Source organism: Paraglaciecola aquimarina (genome assembly GCF_032464635.1).
Lineage (GTDB): Bacteria > Pseudomonadota > Gammaproteobacteria > Enterobacterales > Alteromonadaceae > Paraglaciecola > Paraglaciecola aquimarina.
Map to the genome: position 1 here is coordinate 2875511 of NZ_JAWDIO010000002.1, position 18961 is coordinate 2894471.

The 18961-nt window shown below is 40.8% G+C and carries 20 protein-coding genes and 1 pseudogene; 13 read left to right on the top strand and 8 right to left on the bottom strand.

Features of this window, described 5'->3' with window-relative positions; genetic code table 11:
• Positions 1-62 precede the first annotated feature (62 nt).
• On the bottom strand, positions 63-281 hold the full coding sequence (gene cspD, locus RS130_RS14300) for a cold shock domain-containing protein CspD (RefSeq protein WP_158969774.1): 219 nt from the start codon (positions 279-281) through the stop codon (positions 63-65).
• Positions 282-513: 232 nt separating this feature from the next.
• On the opposite strand from cspD, the gene clpS reads away from it, so the two are divergent.
• The gene (gene clpS / locus RS130_RS14305; protein WP_316026492.1) at positions 514-828 is read left to right on the top strand and encodes an ATP-dependent Clp protease adapter ClpS; all 315 of its coding nucleotides are present in this window, start codon (positions 514-516) and stop codon (positions 826-828) included.
• Between the two features lie 53 nt (positions 829-881).
• Positions 882-3157: pseudogene (gene clpA, locus RS130_RS14310) on the top strand (ATP-dependent Clp protease ATP-binding subunit ClpA).
• Between the two features lie 146 nt (positions 3158-3303).
• Here clpA and infA read toward each other — a convergent pair.
• The 4 genes from infA to RS130_RS23845 all read right to left on the bottom strand — a co-directional run bounded on the left by infA (position 3304) and on the right by RS130_RS23845 (position 5058).
• Positions 3304-3522, bottom strand: a complete 219-nt coding sequence (gene infA / locus RS130_RS14315) for a translation initiation factor IF-1 (RefSeq protein ID WP_008844395.1) — start codon at positions 3520-3522, stop codon at positions 3304-3306.
• Positions 3523-3605: 83 nt separating this feature from the next.
• Entirely contained in the window at positions 3606-4310 is a 705-nt protein-coding gene (locus RS130_RS14320) for an arginyltransferase (protein ID WP_316026493.1), read from the bottom strand.
• The gene (aat, locus tag RS130_RS23840; protein ID WP_428982862.1) at positions 4307-4735 is read right to left on the bottom strand and encodes a leucyl/phenylalanyl-tRNA--protein transferase; all 429 of its coding nucleotides are present in this window, start codon (positions 4733-4735) and stop codon (positions 4307-4309) included. Before aat ends, RS130_RS14320 begins: the two co-directional genes overlap by 4 nt.
• Positions 4672-5058: a leucyl/phenylalanyl-tRNA--protein transferase gene (locus RS130_RS23845; RefSeq protein WP_428982782.1), complete on the bottom strand. Its 387-nt coding sequence runs from the start codon at positions 5056-5058 to the stop codon at positions 4672-4674. Before RS130_RS23845 ends, aat begins: the two co-directional genes overlap by 64 nt.
• Before the next feature lie 143 nt (positions 5059-5201).
• Here RS130_RS23845 and RS130_RS14330 point away from each other — a divergent pair, with 143 nt between their 5' ends.
• A complete protein-coding gene (locus RS130_RS14330; RefSeq protein WP_316026494.1) occupies positions 5202-7439 on the top strand; it encodes a beta-galactosidase in 2238 nt (745 codons plus the stop codon).
• Between the two features lie 215 nt (positions 7440-7654).
• Here RS130_RS14330 and trxB read toward each other — a convergent pair whose 3' ends face one another.
• A complete protein-coding gene (gene trxB / locus RS130_RS14335) occupies positions 7655-8608 on the bottom strand; it encodes a thioredoxin-disulfide reductase (protein WP_316026495.1) in 954 nt (317 codons plus the stop codon).
• Between the two features lie 337 nt (positions 8609-8945).
• On the opposite strand from trxB, the gene yfbV reads away from it, so the two are divergent.
• The gene (gene yfbV / locus RS130_RS14340) at positions 8946-9392 is read left to right on the top strand and encodes a terminus macrodomain insulation protein YfbV (protein ID WP_316026496.1); all 447 of its coding nucleotides are present in this window, start codon (positions 8946-8948) and stop codon (positions 9390-9392) included.
• A 95-nt stretch (positions 9393-9487) separates the two neighbouring features.
• Here the strand turns inward: yfbV and RS130_RS14345 are convergent, their stop codons facing one another.
• Both RS130_RS14345 and RS130_RS14350 read right to left on the bottom strand, forming a co-directional pair.
• The gene (locus tag RS130_RS14345; protein WP_316026497.1) at positions 9488-9637 is read right to left on the bottom strand and encodes a zinc ribbon domain-containing protein; all 150 of its coding nucleotides are present in this window, start codon (positions 9635-9637) and stop codon (positions 9488-9490) included.
• Position 9638: 1 nt separating this feature from the next.
• On the bottom strand, positions 9639-9971 hold the full coding sequence (locus tag RS130_RS14350) for a SprT-like domain-containing protein (protein ID WP_316026498.1): 333 nt from the start codon (positions 9969-9971) through the stop codon (positions 9639-9641).
• An 86-nt stretch (positions 9972-10057) separates the two neighbouring features.
• On the opposite strand from RS130_RS14350, the gene RS130_RS14355 reads away from it, so the two are divergent.
• The 9 genes from RS130_RS14355 (at position 10058) to RS130_RS14395 (ending at position 18717) form a co-directional block, all read left to right on the top strand.
• Complete coding sequence (locus RS130_RS14355; RefSeq protein WP_316026499.1) at positions 10058-10543, top strand: acyl-CoA thioesterase; 486 nt, start codon at positions 10058-10060, stop codon at positions 10541-10543.
• Between the two features lie 183 nt (positions 10544-10726).
• The gene (locus RS130_RS14360; RefSeq protein ID WP_316026500.1) at positions 10727-11275 is read left to right on the top strand and encodes a PQQ-dependent sugar dehydrogenase; all 549 of its coding nucleotides are present in this window, start codon (positions 10727-10729) and stop codon (positions 11273-11275) included.
• A complete protein-coding gene (locus RS130_RS14365) occupies positions 11263-11820 on the top strand; it encodes a PQQ-dependent sugar dehydrogenase (RefSeq protein WP_316026501.1) in 558 nt (185 codons plus the stop codon). Before RS130_RS14360 ends, RS130_RS14365 begins: the two co-directional genes overlap by 13 nt.
• Positions 11821-12599: 779 nt before the next feature.
• Positions 12600-13877, top strand: coding sequence for a glycoside hydrolase family 117 protein (locus RS130_RS14370; RefSeq protein WP_316026502.1), 1278 nt, complete (start codon positions 12600-12602; stop codon positions 13875-13877).
• A gap of 78 nt (positions 13878-13955) precedes the next feature.
• Positions 13956-14294, top strand: coding sequence for an ATP-binding cassette domain-containing protein (locus tag RS130_RS14375; RefSeq protein WP_316026503.1), 339 nt, complete (start codon positions 13956-13958; stop codon positions 14292-14294).
• Positions 14291-15475: a sugar ABC transporter ATP-binding protein gene (locus RS130_RS14380; RefSeq protein WP_316026504.1), complete on the top strand. Its 1185-nt coding sequence runs from the start codon at positions 14291-14293 to the stop codon at positions 15473-15475. The genes RS130_RS14375 and RS130_RS14380 overlap by 4 nt, the downstream gene beginning before the upstream one ends.
• 1 nt (position 15476) lies before the next feature.
• A complete protein-coding gene (locus tag RS130_RS14385; protein WP_316026505.1) occupies positions 15477-16469 on the top strand; it encodes an ABC transporter permease in 993 nt (330 codons plus the stop codon).
• Positions 16470-16535: 66 nt separating this feature from the next.
• Positions 16536-17477, top strand: a complete 942-nt coding sequence (locus RS130_RS14390; RefSeq protein WP_316026506.1) for a sugar ABC transporter substrate-binding protein — start codon at positions 16536-16538, stop codon at positions 17475-17477.
• A gap of 295 nt (positions 17478-17772) precedes the next feature.
• Complete coding sequence (locus RS130_RS14395) at positions 17773-18717, top strand: ABC transporter permease (protein WP_316026507.1); 945 nt, start codon at positions 17773-17775, stop codon at positions 18715-18717.
• Positions 18718-18961: the final 244 nt, after the last annotated feature.

Below are 18961 nucleotides of genomic sequence, written 5' to 3' on the forward strand. Positions count from 1 at the left end.
AGGTGTAGGTAATAAAAAAGCAGACTGTAAAGTCTGCTTTTTTGGTTTACATACATGGTAAGTTATCTTTCAGGTTCGCCGTTAAAATCGATATTTTCAGCATGAAGCCCTTTCGGACCTTGTTCAATATCATATTTTACTTCTTGCCCAGCTTTGAGTGAACGATATCCTTCCATTTGGATTGTTGAATAGTGAGCGAAGATATCTTCACCACCATCATCAGGCACAATGAAACCAAACCCTTTTGCATTGTTGAACCATTTTACCTTGCCAACTGCCATACTTCTGCTTCCTTAAAATCCCTTGAACTATCACTACTTTGTCCCCACACTAGTGTGTAAGAACAGACAAATTGTCTAACTTCTTACAATCGTCAAATAAAATGTAGGATTTTTAACCTGTTTTTGTCAAGGTTAATTTTATATTTAGTGAAGTGGTAAGATTAGCTCTAGCAATTTTAATAAAGTTAATTGAATATAAAATAGTATTTGAGTAAAGGTAAGTGGCTTATTTATGAGTAAAGACAACACTATTGATATTGAAAAGCAAAAATCAACAGTTAGACAAAAAGCCGTGCCTCCTCCAATGTATAAAGTTTATTTGAATAACGACGACTATACGCCTATGGATTTTGTGATTGATGTGTTGGTTAGGTTTTTCAATTTAGATGGCGAAAAGGCGCAGAATATAATGTTGACTGTGCATTACAAAGGTAGAGCAGTATGTGGCATATATACTGCAGAGATTGCAGAAACAAAAGTTATGCAAGTGAGTAATTATGCAAGAGAGCATCAGCATCCGCTCATGTGTACAATGGAACAAGCATAATTTTTGAGTAGAAATGTACCGAATTTAAAGGTCAGTAGTCAGAGGGTATTCTTATGTTAAATAAAGATTTAGAGCAAACGTTAAACGAAGCGTTTATTTTTGCTAGAGAGCATCGTCATGAATTTATGACGGTCGAACACCTATTGCTTGCCTTGTTAGATAATTCTTCAGCCAAAGAGGCATTAAAAGCCTGTGGTGCAGATATTGAATTAATACAAAAAGAATTAACCGACTTCGTCAAAGATACGACGCCATTATTATTGGATGAAGAAGGCAATGAAAGAGAAACTCAACCCACATTGGGCTTCCAACGAGTATTGCAAAGAGCTGTGTTTCATGTGCAATCATCTGGTAAGGAAGAAGTGACCGGGGCAAACGTATTAGTCGCAATTTTTAGCGAACAAGAGTCTCAAGCCGTTTACTTATTAAAAAAATCTGATGTTACACGCCTAGACGTGGTCAATTATATTTCTCATGGTGTGTCAAAAATTGATGATGAGTCTGTAGAGCATACCGACCAAGATGCCGAGGTATCTGATCAAGAAGAAGCGCAATCAATGTTGGATAAGTATTCTACTAATTTAAATGTCAGTGCTAAAGAGGGCAAGATTGATCCTCTTATCGGCAGAGAAAGTGAAGTAGAACGTAGTATTCAGGTGTTATGTCGTAGGCGAAAAAATAATCCCTTACTCGTAGGGGAAGCGGGCGTTGGAAAAACGGCGATAGCAGAGGGACTGGCTTACCGTATTGTTAATAACGAAGTACCGGAAGTGATTGCTGATGCCACAGTTTACTCGTTAGACATGGGCGCATTGTTAGCTGGAACTAAATATCGAGGGGACTTTGAAAAGCGTCTGAAGGGAATTTTGAAAGAACTATCTGATGATCCCCAAGCGATACTATTTATTGATGAAATTCATACCATTATTGGGGCTGGAGCGGCATCTGGTGGCGTGATGGATGCATCAAATTTGCTCAAACCCAAGCTTTCAAGTGGAGAATTGCGTTGTATTGGTTCAACAACCTATCAAGAGTATCAAGGAATATTTGAAAAAGATCGTGCGTTAGCACGTCGTTTCCAGAAGGTTGATGTAATTGAACCTACTGTTTCGGATACTACTAAAATATTGATGGGGCTTAAGTCGCGTTACGAAGCTCATCATAATGTGCGATATACCCATAAAGCAATGCGAGCGGCGGCTGAATTGTCCGCTAAATATATTAATGAGCGTTTCTTACCTGATAAAGCGATTGATATTATTGATGAAGCCGGTGCCAGCCAAAGGCTGATGCCTGCGTCTAAGCGCAAGAAGACGATTAATGTAACAGACATTGAACAGATTATTTCTAAGATTGCGCGCATTCCAGAGAAGTCTGTATCAGCCTCTGACAAAGAAGTATTGAAAAACATAGACAGAGACCTAAAGTTAGTTGTATTTGGTCAGGATAAGGCCATAGATACGCTTACAGACGCTATTCGTCTTTCCCGCTCTGGGTTAGGTAGCGAATCGAAGCCTATAGGTAACTTTTTGTTTGCAGGCCCAACAGGTGTAGGCAAGACAGAAGTGACAGCGCAGTTAGCGAAAATAATGGGCGTTGAATTAGTTCGTTTTGATATGTCGGAGTATATGGAACGTCATGCGGTAAGTCGCTTAATTGGTGCGCCCCTGGCTATGTTGGTTTTGATCAAGGTGGCATGTTAACAGACGCTGTGATTAAGCATCCGTATTCTGTGGTGTTATTGGATGAAATTGAAAAGGCTCACAGTGACGTTTACAATATTTTGTTGCAAGTTATGGATCACGGCACTCTGACGGACAACAATGGCCGTAAAGTTGATTTTAGAAACGTGGTGCTGGTAATGACTACCAACGCCGGTGTGCAAGAGACAATCCGCACATCTATTGGTTTCAAACAGCAAGATCATAGCCATGACGCGTTATCGGAGATCAATAAAGTATTTACACCAGAATTTAGAAACAGACTTGATTCTATTGTTTGGTTTAATCATCTTGATAAAGATGTGATTTTACAAGTGGTCGATAAGTTCATTGTTGAGCTTCAAGTACAGTTAGATAATAAAGGAGTCTCTCTTGAAGTGACGAATCAGGCACGTGAGTGGTTGTCTGATAAAGGCTATGACAAGAATATGGGAGCTCGTCCCATGTCCAGAGTGATCCAGCAAGAAATTAAGAAAGAGCTGGCGCACGAATTGTTGTTTGGTCGTTTAAGCCAAGGTGGTAGTGTGAAAATCACCTTGAAGAAAGATAAATTGGCATTTGAAATTTTATCTGACAGTAAAGAAAAACCTACTGCGTTAAACTCATAGGCAAAGCGCAGTCAATATAAAACAAAAAAGCCGATATCAATAGATATCGGCTTTTTTGATTTTTACCTTACTGTTTTACAGTGCTATATGTTGATATGTAGGCTGTACGTTTCTAATTTTTACATATAACAAAGCAAATAATCTAATTATCTTGCACGGTAGATGATGCGACCTTTCGTTAGGTCGTAAGGGGTCATTTCTACCGTTACTTTGTCGCCAGTTAAGATACGGATGTAATTTTTACGCATCTTGCCTGAAATATGAGCAGTAACTACGTGACCATTCTCTAATTCAACACGAAACATAGTATTTGGAAGGGTATCCAACACAGTGCCTTCCATTTCAATACAATCTTCTTTCGCCATCTAACTCTGCTACCTCTAATCAATAAATAAGTGTCTAAAAATGCCGCGCAGATTTTGCCCAATAAGGACGCGAGTGTAAAGCTTTACCCTACATTTTTTGCAATTAGTTGCCATTTTTCTGCAAAAAAGCGCTCATGGGGTAAAAAATTCTGTTTATATCGCATTTTTTCACAGGCATCTATTTGATATCCGAGATACAAATAATCTTTGTTTAGCCTCTTAGCTAGTTCAATTTGTTGCAAAACTGCGAAGGTACCTAAAGAGCGTTTGTCTTGGTCTGGTTTAAAAAAGGTATACAGTGCAGAAAGGGAATTGGGTAAATTGTCGGTGACGGCCACAGCAATTAGTCCATTTTCATCGTGTAATTCTAAATACAGCGCTTTATCCCAAGGATTAATGATGAACCCTTGGTATTGTTCTTTATTAGCTGGATACATACTGCCGTCTGCATGTCGCTGATTGACATAGTTTTCATACAAAGGGTAATACTCTGGCTTGTTAGTTTTGCTGACCTTTATATGAAGGTCTTGATTGCGACTGCGTATACGTTTTTGGCTTTTTGAGTATTTAAATGATGTAACAGGTATACGAATCGCTTCGCAAGCTCGACAATCTTGACAATGCGGACGATATATTTGCATACCGCTACGCCTGAATCCAGCAGCAATTAAATAGCCATACTCTACCAGGTTAGGGGCTTGTTCTGGCATAAGGACTAATAGTTGTTCTTGTTTCTCGGGTAAGTAGCTACATGCATATTCTTGAGTTAGACCGAATTTAAAACTCATATTGTTGCCTCTAAAAATCTAGCTTGCCACAGAGCGTGACTAAATTGACGTTGATTCTGTTTCGAAAGCAGACTCAGAAATTGCTCTCTTGTAACTTCGCAACAACCTAAGCTCGCTAGATGGGCATTTTGCATTTGGCAATCGATAAATAAAGCACCATCAGAATTAACTAAGTTAACTAAGTGTAGCATCGCTAATTTCGAAGTGTTAGTAACAGTATGAAACATGGACTCGCCACAAAATACTTTACCAACGGCAACACCATACAGGCCTCCGACTAAGTTTTCATCGTCCCAAATTTCAACCGAATGGGCATGTCCTCTTTGGTGTAAAGCTTTATAAGCTAGGATCATGTCATCTGTTATCCATGTACCAGCGTCATTTCTAGGGACAGTTGCGCATGCATCAATGACCTGTAGTCGAATGCTAAATTTACCGACACCTTAAATCCACAATTTCTAGCAAATTTTCGCAGGCTTTTGCTGCACTTAAATTCGTCGATTAATAATATTCCCCTAGGATCGGGAGACCACCACATGATGGGTTCCTCCTCGCTAAACCAAGGGAATATGCCTTTGCTGTATGCTGCAAGTAATCTTTCTGGTGTTAAGTCTCCGCCAAAGGCTAATAAACCGTTGGGTTCTTCTAACGCGTAATGACAAGGGGGAAACGTTAAGTCTTGATCTAATTGGGTAAGGGTGAGCATAAGGCATAATGTGGTGGCTAATGCTAACAAGTGTAATACCATTAAAATATCGTCTCAATACCTGTAGTCATTTTTTATTATCAATTTTGGCTAATAATTATTTGTTTCTTGTAAATTGTTGACAATTTGGTTAGTTTGCTTGTCTTACTATCGTACATGTCTTTGTTGAATGGAGATGCAGCTATATGAAACAACTGCTTTTGATACCCTTTTTACTTTCGTTATCTTGTACAAATCATAACGAGCAAGTAGCCCTCCCATCTGTACCAACAGGAGATACGTTGCTGCTATTAGATAACTTTGAAAGCAATAGCTTACAAAAAGATATAATCCTGAACCACGCTCGTTCTAGCTTTATACAAGGCAACAGCAGGGCCCTTAAGGTGGAATTTTTATCGAAAGACAATCTACATGCTTCGCTCATGTTAAAACCACAGCAGCCATATGACTGGAGTCAATACTCGGACTTTAATATTGCCTTTGATATCGCTAATTCAGGTCAACACTCGGTCCAGCTATTTTTGGACATTACCGATAAGCATGGCGCCAATTATACTCGTAGTGTAAGCATCCCTGTTGGAGTCGAAAAAACCTACTACGCTAAATTGTCTGGACATGATTTAGCAACACCTGAGGGGAGAGGAGACATAGAGTTGAACTTTTTATCAGGTTTACGCAATAACCCCGAAACCTGGGAGTCAGAAGATGTACAGTTTATCTCTCTGTGGGGTAAGAAAAACCTAGATGTTAGTGGGATTGCTAAAATAGAGCTTAGCGTTCAATACGCGTTATTTGATAAAGAAGTGAGTATAGATAATATTCGTTTACGTAAAAACCCAGAGCAAAATCAACAATTCTTGTCTGCAATAGTAGATAAGTTTGGGCAAAATGCGAAACAAAATTATCCAGGTAAGGTGCACTCGCTTGAAGAATTAGTGGCGGCGAGACAGCAAGAAGCCCGTGATTTACACGGCGAGTTATTTTCTGAACGAAGCAAATTTAGTGGTTGGGAAAAAGGGCCTAAACAGGAAGGCACAGGTTATTTTACAACCGCGAAAGTCAATGGTAAGTGGTCTTTTATCGACCCAGAGGGATACCCTTACTTTGCCACCGGATTAGACATTATTCGATTAGGTGATGCGGCCACCATGACAGGCTACGATTTAACCGAGCCTGGTATTCGTAGTGGTCGGCATGTGGCATTAGAAAAGCGGGCGAATATGTTTGAGTGGTTGCCAAAAGAAGGTGATCCTTTAACAAAACATTTTGGATATATAGGTAATAATCATTCTGGAGCGTTAAAGAAAGGTGAAACTTTTAATTTCCAACGAGCTAACTTAGAAAGAAAATATGGCGACAATTACGAGGAAAAATGGCTTGATACTACGGTTGACCGAATGCTCGACTGGGGTTTCACATCGCTAGGAAACTGGACATCTCCCAAGTTATATAGCAACAACAAGATCCCATATTTTGCCAATGGCTGGATCCGTGGCAAGTTTAAAACGGTATCAAGCGGTCAAGATTTTTGGGGGGCATTACCAGACGTATTTGATCCTGAGTTTGCACTAAGTGCTGAGCAAACTGCTCGCAGAGTGGCGGCTGAGGTGAATAATAGTCCTTGGTGTGTAGGCGTATTCATTGATAATGAAAAAAGTTTTGGTCGTTCGGAAACTAAAAATAGCATTTATGGGATTGTAATCAATACACTGACTCGAGATGGGCGTGACGTTCCTACCAAAGCTCACTTTACCAAGATGATGAAAGCCAAGTATGCGACAATTGATGCGTTAAACCAAGCTTGGGAAAAAAATATTGCCAGTTGGCAAGCCTTCGAAAAAGGTGTTGATTCTAGTCTAGTCAATCAAGTGCAAGAAGCAGACTATTCCGCCATGTTGTATGCATATTCAGAAAAGTACTTTAGTACCGTTAACCAAGCAGTTAAAAAGTACATGCCTAACCATTTATACTTAGGCGCACGATTTCCTGTTTGGGGGATGCCCATGGAAGCTGTTAAAGCTTCGGCTAAACATGTTGATGTGATTAGCTTTAATGCTTATAAAGAAGGCTTAATTGCTAAACAGTGGGACTTTTTAAGCGAATTAGATATGCCGGCGATAATTGGTGAATTCCATATGGGGGCAATGGACAGAGGTATGTTTCATTCCGGTATTGTGATTGCGTCAGATCAAAATGACCGGGCTAAAATGTTTAAAGACTACTTACATTCGGCAATTGATCACCCTAACTTTATTGGTGCACATTATTTTCAATATGCGGATGGACCGTTGACGGGTAGGGCTTATGATGGAGAAAACTACAATATTGGTTTTATTTCAGTCACCGACACGCCTTATACGGAAATGGTAGAGGCAGCTAAATCATTGAATAAAGAATTGTACCCTCGCAGGTTTGCCGAATAAGCAAGTTTTGCACAAATACTGATCGTTAACTAGCTATTAGTACTGAAAAAAACGGGATGAAGCCATGGCTTTATCCCGTTTTTGTATTAATGTATCTAGGGTTATACGCAATTCATTAAATAACCTCAGCTCAATGTTCACTCAGTTAACGTAGTACATAATCCGCTGGGACGTTCTGGCTGAGCGTACATTTATTTATCGGTGTTGGTATTTTACTACTCTTGTGAGTCTAAGAATTTTTCAGCATCTAACGCAGCCATACAGCCAGTACCAGCAGATGTTATGGCTTGACGATAAATATGATCGCTAACATCTCCAGCGGCAAATACGCCGGGTACGCTGGTTTGAGTCGCGTTACCTTCAGTGCCACTTTGCACTTTTATATAGCCATCTTTCATTTCTAATTCACCTTCAAAAATCGATGTATTAGGTTGATGACCAATAGCAATAAATACCCCCATTACATCTAACTCTTCGGTTGCGTCAGACTTAGTATCTTTGATACGCACCCCTGTCACGCCCATATCGTCACCGAGTACTTCATCAAGTTGGCGATCAAAATGAATGGTGACATTGCCATTTTTAGCTTTTTCTAACAAACGATCTGCTAGTATCTTCTCACTTCTGAAAGCATCACGTCTATGAATTACATGAACTTCAGAAGCTATGTTAGATAAATACAATGCTTCTTCTACTGCCGTATTACCACCACCGACAACCGCGACCTTTTGGTTACGGTAGAAAAAACCATCACAGGTTGCACAGGCCGAAATTCCTTTACCCATAAAGGCAGTTTCCGATTCCATGCCTAAATACTTGGCAGAAGCACCGGTGCAAATAATCAAAGAGTCACAGGTATAAGTACCTTGATCGCCAGTTAACGTGAAGGGTCGCTTAGATAAGTCCGTTTTGTTGATATGGTCGAAAATAATTTCTGTATCAAACTTTTCAGCATGTTTTTGCATACGCACCATTAAATCTGGTCCGGTTAGTCCTTCAGGATCGCCTGGCCAGTTTTCTACTTCAGTGGTCGTGGTCAATTGACCGCCTTGTTGAATTCCGGTCAACAGTACCGGCTTTAAATTAGCGCGAGCTGCATATACAGCTGCAGCGTAACCCGCTGGGCCTGAACCTAAAATCAATAGTTTTACGTGCCTTGTTTCAGACATTACATTCTCCAAAAATTAATATTCGAATACTTAAAATAGAAAGAGCAAGTTTCCATAATGGCTAGACATGTGGGCAACTATTTTACTTTCAACATAAAGTGTAAAACTATTAGCCTTTGATGTTTAGTATCGTGACTATGTTGCCGACTTAAGCGACCAATTCCATACAGAAAAAAGAGCTAAGGGCAAGCTTTATTTGGCCTTAGTTATACAATTTAAACAACTACAGCGTTAAACGATTATTGCGCACTGATTATGTAGCTATATGGCATTCAATGTTCGCACTTATTTATGTTTACCGTTAGAATGCCTTTCAAGGTGATAGAGGAGAACCCAATTGGCAACGACAATTACATCTATACTAAAGGACGGTCAGCAATATATGCAGACATGGCCCATGCAAAAGCAACTGTATACTATGTTTCCTGAAGGTCGCGTCATTGCAGCCACTAAGTTGTCAATTACTGTAATGCCGGCGTTAGCGGTACTCACTGTGGCGATGATCCTACATGTGCAAGGTTATGAAAAATTGCCACAAGCGATAGCGATGGGGGCATTTTTTCTTTCATTACCGATGCAAGGTCTGATTTGGTTAGGCCATAGATCGAATCAATTATTACCTCCATCACTAAATTCTTGGTATTTAGATATACATCAAAAAATGCAAATGCAAGGTTGTGCATTGCAAAGCCCCAAGGCCAAACCTAAATACAGAGAACTAGCCAGTTTACTGAAAACAGCTTTTGATGAATTAGACAAAGCATTTACACAACGTTGGTTGTGATACCGATCATTCGACCGACGTCTAGCTTAAAAACCGCTAGGCGCCTTCTGAGAGAGCACTGAACAGTTAGATTGGTATGATTTTGGATATTGGGCTTAGATAGCAGTTAACACAGTCTGGCAGCGGCGGCAGCTATATTGCTGTAGGCCTCTTTTTATCTTGTTATGCCTGCGGATAGTCAGAGATACCGGACCACATAAGCATTGGTAAGGAAATTGGCGCCCAGCCACTTTGCCCACATCCATTTTATGATATGCCTGAGCCTGGTAAATTAAACAGTTGCATCATGAGTGTTTTCCATTCTTTGCCATGGGGACGGACTTTGCCAAATAAAGAAAAAGCGAGTAAGTGGCACACTTCGTGGGGCACCACTTCGTCTAAAAAGTTGGATAAATTGTCTTGCAATAATATTGGATTAAAACGTAATTCGTTGGTTTGTAACCTCGCACTACCTGCTATTTTTCCTTTTTGCGTAAAATGAACCTTTGGTAATATAAAGTTATGTTCAAGCTGAGAAGAAGCGTGAGCAATACAGGCTTCTACTCTATCGATAATAAGTTGTTGGTATTGCTCAGACAAAAGAAAATTGGCACCGAATAATAACTAGCTGACATTCGCGCTAATTTACATAATAATCAATGAATACTCAATCCACAGGATATTTGATGGAACATTTACAACGTCGTTCTCTTAATTTTCGATTTTTAGCAGAGCCAACAGATGTGAATTTTGGCGGTAAAGTGCATGGCGGAATTGTCATGAAATGGATGGATCAAGTGGGTTATGCTTGTGCTGCTCAATGGAGTGGCAGGTACTGTGTCACCGTGTCTATTGGTGGTATTCGTTTTAAGCGGCCTATCTTAGTGGGACAAATGGTAAACCTGAGAGCGAAAATTGTACACACAGGTAAAACCAGTATGCATATTTATATCACCGTTTTAGCGACTGATCCTAAATTAAACGCCATGGTTGAAACAGGTCATTGTATTATGGTGTTTGTTGCGAGTGACGAAGCGGGTTATCCGGTAGAAGTACCTAAGTGGAAACCAGAGACCGATTTAGACTTAGCTTTAGAGCAATATGCAATCCAAGCAAAAGAGTCTGCACAAAATTTAGATAAAGAATTACAAAACGCTGGAACAGAACAGTAGGCTTATACTTGAGGTAGATAATTGTTAAGCGCCTTGCTTATATTCCGTTTTGGCTATAGCGCTATCTACGTCTCCAACCGTGCCGGTTAAATTGTATTTTGTAAACAGTTAGCAATTTTTCTTGCATTTTTAACCATAATGGTTGTAAGTTGGCTGTTCGTTAACCAATAGTGCAATTTAACTATGATAAAAATAATTTCTCTTTCGTTACTTGTATGTTTGTCTTCTTTTACGCACGCTTTTCAATTGCAAGATGCAGTAACCGATATAAAAGAGCCTACAGATATTCTATTTCTGCCTAGTCAGCCCCAGAGTTTGCTAGTGACAGAAAAAACAGGTCGATTGTTACTCGCCAATTTAGCTGATAAGAGCCATATTCCAGTGCATAATTTTGCAGTCGTTTCTGATGTTGAATTGGGGTTACTAGGAATTACGTTGCACCCTAATTTTGCAACTAATGGCTATTTGTTCGTTAATTACAATCCCAAAGAAGGTGAGCTTAGGACTCGCATATCTCGTTTTACTCTGGATCTTGCACAGCAAAATCCATCTCTTAGGGATGAGAAAATTATTCTTGAAGTCGCACAGCCCTATAAAAATCATAACGCTGGTCAGCTATCTTTTGGTCCTGATGGCTATCTTTATGTAGGGATGGGAGACGGCGGTTCGGGGGAGACCCTAAAGGTCATGGTCAGAACCTACAAACCTTATTGGGTACTATGCTGCGATTAAATGTGGACACTGCCAATGACGTACCTTACTCAATTCCAAAGGATAATCCTTTTGTAAATAATGCTGCAGCGTTAGATGAAATATGGGCATATGGAATAAGAAACCCTTGGCGTTTCACTTTTCATCAAGGCGCGCTTATTGTCGCTGATGTGGGCCAAAGCAAGTTGGAAGAAGTTAACATTGTTGAGAAAGGTGGAAATTACGGTTGGAAAATTATGGAGGGAGACACCTGCTTTAAAGACGAAAAACAAAGCTGCGATAAATCACAGTTTGTGGCCCCCAAATTGACCTATCCCAGAAAAGATGGCATGTCTATCACCGGTGGAAAGGTGTATACCCAAGGCAGTGTTAAGGGGTTAGCTAACCGGTATGTGTATGCTGATTTCATACTAGGCAATATTTGGTCGGTTGAGTACCCATCTTTTCAGGACAATAGGCTTGAGTTGGCGTCTGGTTTGAATGTTTCAGCCTTTGCTTTAGACGCAGCAGGTGAACTGTACTTGGCGGACTTTGCTAACGGTAAAATTATCAAGATTATTGACTAAGATCCATTACATTAACGAAATAAATGACTGCTACGGGACGAACCGTAGCAGTATGTCAATAGTGAGTGATAGGTTTAACGCATATCTAAACATCGCTTATTATCTATGGTCTAAATGACTATCTTGATTAAAAATTGTTACCAATATAACTAGCCCCCTCTGTACACCAAAGGCCAATGATTTGACTATCGGCTGCAATAGCAAACCAATTTTCCATTTCTTTCTACCACTTGGTTTGTTGTAAGTCATGATAATGACCTTGCGGAATTAGCATAGGATTATACCAATTCATATTAATAGACCTGAATCCTGAATAAGCCGAACCTTTCGATAACGCTCTTTTTTGTGTCTAACGGCGTCGGTGTGAAGGAATGGTTGTTTTCTTTCAGTTATCGAAAACGCAGGAAATAAGCCACTGGAAAACTTCTTTCAGTTGAGTTGTAAGTATGCCGACTTGGTGTGACTCTTACTCGAAATAGCACTGAATCTTTATAATGACGAGGGCTTGATTCAATGCGCTCATTCAAGCGTCTTGAATAATCCCATGTAAATTGTCGCTAAGTGGATACCTATTATTTCGAATGGCTACGAGTACATTATTCACTTTAATCTCGCCATGAATTATCACTAATTTCTTACATTTTTATGTGTTTTGTTAACAATTAATTGTGGTATTTTACTCATTATGATGGTTATATATGCAGTATGCATATTGTATGTGAAAAATTTGAGACTTTTGCTAATTAAATATTGGCAAAAGCAATGGAGGAGTGATTTTTGTGACGTTAACTAAACAGCTTACCGCGCTATTTTGTCTGGCAACTACTCTGTCAGGAGTAGGGGCAGAAGAGCAAAATGTCAGCTCGGCGTTTCCATATGATTTACCCAAAGAGAAACCCGATATGCCATTGAGCCGCGCTGTTGCGCGTAATTACGATAACTATTTATCACCTCGCCAAGAAGAAAATGAACTTTACTCACTGTTTAAATATACTGAGTTAAAAGGATTTGATTATAATGGCGGCGACGGCACTATTTCTCGTCGCGATCCTTCTAAGGTTATTAGAGAAAATGGAAAATATTATGTTTGGTATACAAAGCGGGATACCGCATCTAAACCTCTCGGTTTAAGTCGTGCTAAGTTAGCGACTGACACCATTCCGTCTGCTGATTGGGATTTGGCAGAAGTATGGTATGCAACCTCTAAAGATGGTTTCACCTGGGAAGAGCAGGGGGTGGCGGTTCCACGTCCACCTAAGCCAACTATTGGATGGCGCTCGGTTGCCACGCCAGATATTTTAAAATTCAAAGGAAAATTTTACTTATATTATCAAGGGTTCAGTGAACCTAGTGGTTTCTCTGATAACGATTGTCCGGTGATCATGTCGGTTGCGGATTCACCAGATGGCCCATGGACAGCGACCAATCAAGTCGTGATCCCGAACGGCAAAAAAGGTGAATGGGATCAAAACGCAATCCATGATCCCCATCCAATTGTTCATGATGGAAAAATCTATCTGTACTATAAATCTGATTTTGACCGTATTCGAGGCAGTAAAGATCGCCCTCAAGCTGTCAGAATGCAAGGACTAGCTATTGCGGATAATCCATTTGGTCCTTTTGAGAAACACCCGTTAAATCCAGTTTTAAACTCAGGCCATGAGACATCATTGTTTCCATTTAAAGAAGGCGTAGCCGCGTTAGTCATTCGTGATGGTAATGAACGCAGCACTATCCAATATGCTGCTGATTGGGTGAATTTTGAAATAGCCTCTGTGGTTGAGTTAATGCCAAATGCGGCTGGCTTCTACGCTGCTGATGCGTTCACCGATACAAAATATGGACGAGGCGTGACTTGGGGAATATCTCATTTTACCCAACCTAGTGGCTGGGAGAAGAACCACTCTATCTTAACCCGTTTTGATACAGACTTAAGTTTGGATATCCATGATCCTGAAATGAAAAAGCACAATAATAAATATTCACCAGAAGTGCATTACCAGTTTGGACTATCAGCTGCTCAGAAAAAACGTATAGCCGAACAGAACAAGAAATAACGCGCTACATAGCGATGTTAAATAGCAAATGTGTGAGTGATTAGGCGTCGCAATATAAAGATTTGAACAGGTAATTTGATGATGGATAATGGCGTGAAGCCGGTACTTTCTGTGAAACAGCTTAGTAAAGCATTTTCAGGAAAAACAGTAGTAAAAGACGTGTCATTTGAGTTGTATCCTGGGGAGATTTTGGCCCTTGTCGGCGAGAATGGTGCAGGTAAATCCACTACAAAAAATATGCTATGTGGGTTATTACAGCCAACCCTTGGGCAAATATTGGTTGATGGCATAGAAGTGCCAGAAATTCGAGGTAGAGAACAAGGTATTTCGGCGGTACATCAGGAGTTAAGCTTATTCCCAAGTTTAACCGTTGCAGAAAACCTATGTATTAATGATTTGCCTATAGTAGTCCAATGAATGTGAATTGGACTGAAACTAAAAAGTTAGCCCTAGAGCAACTAGCATTTTTAGGGGTCGAGATCGATATTTTTGCCAACGTAGAATCCCTCGGCGCAGGAAAACAACAGATAGTTGAAATAGCGAAAGCATCAATGCATGCCAGTAAAATTCTTATTTTAGATGAGCCGACAACTTCCTTAACAGTGCCTGAGCGAGAGAAGTTATTCTCCATCATGCGTATGTTAAAAAAGCGTGGTGTAGCGATGATTTTTATCTCTCATTTTATGGATGAAGTGTATGAAATGGCGGATAAGTTTGTTGCTTTACGTGACGGTGCGCAAGTAGGTGTGGGTTATTTAAAAGATGTGCCCCGTCGTCAGCTAGAAGAGATGATGGTAGGGCGAGAAATTGGAGGAACTGCTTTTGAGTTAGCCCCGTCATCTAGCCAAATTGCATTGCGGGTAGAGAACTTAGGGTCACATCGTTTCGAGCACGTTTCATTTTCTATAGCCAATGGTGAAATTCTAGGCATAGCTGGGCTGATGGGTGCAGGCAGAACTGAGTTGGTTGAGTCTATCTTTGGCATACGCGCAGCCAGTGGTGATATCTACATTGATAATGAATGTGTTTCGCCAGTATCAGTAGCACAAATGAAAAAAGCAGGGATGGTGTATATCACCGAAGATAGACGAAAAAATGGCATGTTTGCCGGTCGCTCTGTAAAAGAAAACTCATCAGCCGCTGGGCTTTCCTATTTTGTTAAGCAACTTGTCAAAGGGATGGGGTTTAGTGGCGAGCGTCATGCCGTTTCAGCCTTGACGAAAGAAATGAATGTCGCCACTCCCAGTATCGATGCATCGGTAAGGCAGTTAAGTGGAGGTAACCAACAAAAAGTATTGCTAGGCCGGTGGTTAGCCACTAAGCCTAAGATCTGTATTTTAGATGAGCCTACTAAAGGTGTGGATATTGGGGCTAAGTTCGAGATCCACAAAAAGATTGTTGCATTAGCTAAACAAGGAGTGGCGGTGATTGTTGTGTCTTCAGATTTACAAGAGCTACTTGACCTGTCTCATAGGATCAAAGTGATGCGTACTGGACATATGGTGGGAGAGTTTTCTAGGGAGAATTTTGACCCAGTGAAAATCATTTCATTGGCTGCAAGTTCTGTACACGAACAAAGTCATAAAGTGGCTAGCTAATATGAAATTGAACAAATCCAAACTTTTTGAACAAAACTGGTCTGCAATTGCTTTAGCGACCATTGTCTTATGTGTGTGTTTATCGATTGCTTCTCCAGCGTTTATGTCATTGACAAACATGCAGTCGGTATTAGTGCAAGCCAGTGTTACCGCAATAATGGCGATAGGCATGACCTATATTATTATTGGTGGCGGGATAGATATATCGGTCGGTGCTATTCTATTTTTCATTTCCTCTGTATTTGCCGAGTTAGTGGTTGCATCGGGCAGTTACCCCTTTGCACTTGGTGTATCGTTAACTGCTGGTGTGTTATTAGGCGCGCTTAATGGTTTTCTTTCGATCAGGTTTAACGTCACACCATTAATAACGACGCTTGCGACCTATACCATTTATCGAGGTATGGCTATTCACTTAACGGGGGCACAGAACATTCCGATCCCACGAGAGATTGGCTACTTAGGTAATGGCAGTATGTTAGGCATTCCGGTGCCAATCTGGTTGATGGTGTTGGTAACCATAATGGGCGTGTACTTGATTAAGAAAACACGTTTTGGTTTATACCTTCGCGCGGTGGGAAGCTCCGAAGAGTCAGCCCATGAATCTGGCTTACCCATTATGCGGGTGACAGTACTAGCCTATCTAATTGGTGGATGCACAGCGGCATTGGCTGGACTTATTTTAATTGCTCGTGTCGGCGGTTTACAGTCTGATATAGGTATAGGTCTGGAGTTTACGGTGATTGCGGCAGTTATCCTAGGCGGCACGAAATTGTCGGGTGGTTCAGGCACGGTAGTTGGCAGTGTGATAGGGGCCATATTTTTAGTGTTAATCGATAATGGCTTAAACATGCTTAACGCCTCTCCTTATGTATACGATACGGTTAGAGGAGTGGTTTTGCTTGTGGCGGTGATTGTCGACCGGCTTTCAGAAGTAAGAACGACTCGCTCGCTAATTAAAAGCAGTGCGATAAAAATGCGTGGAGCAGAGAATTAATCATTATTGGTTTTATTCTACAGTACATTTTCGAAGTTAAATTTATGGGCCTTGTAAAGGAAAAAAATGAATATTAGAAGTAAGATGCGTGGTGTAGTTTCGGTTGTTGCCGTGTTTATATTGTCGAGTATAGCGAGTACCGCATTTGCTGAGAAAATTCGCATTGGTTTAGCCGTTGACCAACTGTTTGAGAGTCGAGTTGCTGAAAATAATGCCATTAAAGTGGCCGCCCAGAAGCTTGGTTTTGAAGTGATTGAAGTGGTAGCCGATGGAGATGCACAAACTCAAAATGCACAGATTCAGTCTTTGGTTGTGCAAAGGGTAGATGCGATATTGGTTTGTGCCGTTGATCAAAATACTATTGAACGGGCATTGATGCGAGCTAAACGAGCTAGAATTCCTGTGATTGCCTATGACAGGGCATTGCCTGATAGTCGTTCTGTCGCCGCCTTTGTAGGCCCAGATTCCATATCGGATGGTCGTGAGGCTGGCAGACACATGGCTGAGCAACTTAAAGGCGCGACAGGTAAAGTACAAGTACTTGAGCTTTTAGGGGCGTTAAATGACCAAAATGGCATTGATCGAAGCAAAGGCTTTAGGCAAGCCATGAAGGCTTTGCCAGATGTTGAGGTCATTTCGGTACCAACCGACTGGGATTCTGCGAAAGCACTAGCCGCTACCGAGAATGCCTTTCAAGCTAACCCTAATATTAAAGGGGTTTTTGCTGCAACGGATACACAAATCCCTGCAATCGAAACGGTTTTATCAAACTTGAACAAAAAACATAGGGTTGGTGAAGAAGAGCATATTGTAGTCACAGGAGTGAATGGCAGTAACGACGGATATACAGCGACCAAAAGTGGTTTTGCTGACGGGATTGTTGTCATGGACTTAACACGTATCGGTGAAAAAGCGGTGCAACTTGCTGCAACGTTAATTGATGGTGGCTCGGTTGATAGACATAATGTGGTCTATAGGCAAGTTTTATTCTCACAAGAATATTGTTGAAAATAAAGCCAATATTTGGGGCGCTAAGTAACTTGAACTCGCAATGATGAGTGTCGTTTCAAATTAAATTTTACATACAATTCAAAAGCTTAAGAATATACCCAGTGATACCTGGGTTAATATTTATTCGATAACAACATTTTTCGTATATAGCAAGGCGGCTTTTTCGTACCTGATAGTGGGCTATGACTAGAAAATCCAACGTAGCTAGGCGCAAAAAGAGCGTTATCGACAGGCTCGAATTATCCCGAGCTTAGGTTAAGTAATATCTCATAATAGAAAGGGTTTAATGGGCATGTCGTCTATCGTTAGATTATTAAAGAGTTATCCGTCGTTACCTATTATTGGCGCGTTGTTAGCTTTGTTTTCGTCCTTGTCGCCATATTTTTTTACGCCAGGCAATGCTGAGTCGATTTTGTTAGCAAATTCTGTGGTGTTGATCGCAGCTGTTGGCATGACTATGGTTTTTCTTACTGGCGGCATTGATCTGTCAATTGCCACCGTGATTAGTGCGACAGCTGTGGTCGCGGGGGTCGTGATGGCATCGACCGATAGTGTGTTTTTAGGCACTTGTGCGGCACTTTTTACTGGCTTAGCCTTTGGTTTGTTAAATGGCATTTGTGTCGGCTTTTTTGGGTTGAATCCATTCATTACTACTATGGGAACGGCGTTGGTTGCTCGCGGTATTGCCTTTACTTTATCAGAAGGGATTGCAGTAAAAGGTACGCCAGATGCGCTCTTAGATTTTGGTTTTGAATTGGCTTGGGGCATACCATATATCATGTTGGTGGGGATTGCTGTGGTCATAGTTTGCGCATTTGTCATGTCACAAACGACTTGGGGTAGGCAGGTTATGCTTTTTGGCAGTAATCGTAATGCTGCGCGTTATTGTGGGATGAATACTCGGTTAATTGAAACCAGTGTTTATGTTTTGTCTGGTTTGCTGGCGGGGATCGCAGGGATGATGAGTATTGCTAATCTAGGCAACGCATTGCCTGGAGTGGGTGACACCTTATTGCTGCTGATCATTGGTGGAGTGGTGTTGGGTGGTACACATATGAATGGCGGAGAAGGGTCTATTATGCGAACGGTATTGGGTGTAACTATTCTTGCTATTTTAACCAGTGGTCTTAACTTAATGGGGATTCCATTTTATGACCAATTGATTGTACAAGGAGCATTGATATTTGTCGGCTACACCCTTGCCATGAAGTTGGGTAATAGCAACGCCAATCAATAAATGTACACTTAGCGAGAATTTTAAAGCACGTAATCAAGACCCTTGAATGAATAATTCGCTTCTTAAAAAAGAAGCCAGTGCTTTTATCAGTTTTAGCCACGCAGAGTATGTGCTTGTGACATTCGCCCACGGGAGCGTCCCAGCGTATTTTTTGCTAGGTTAATGGATTTAAAGTTAAGCCCAAGCAAGAGTAGCGGCCTGGAGCATGGAAACTAGCACAGGTCATAAAATTTGCCTATGCAAT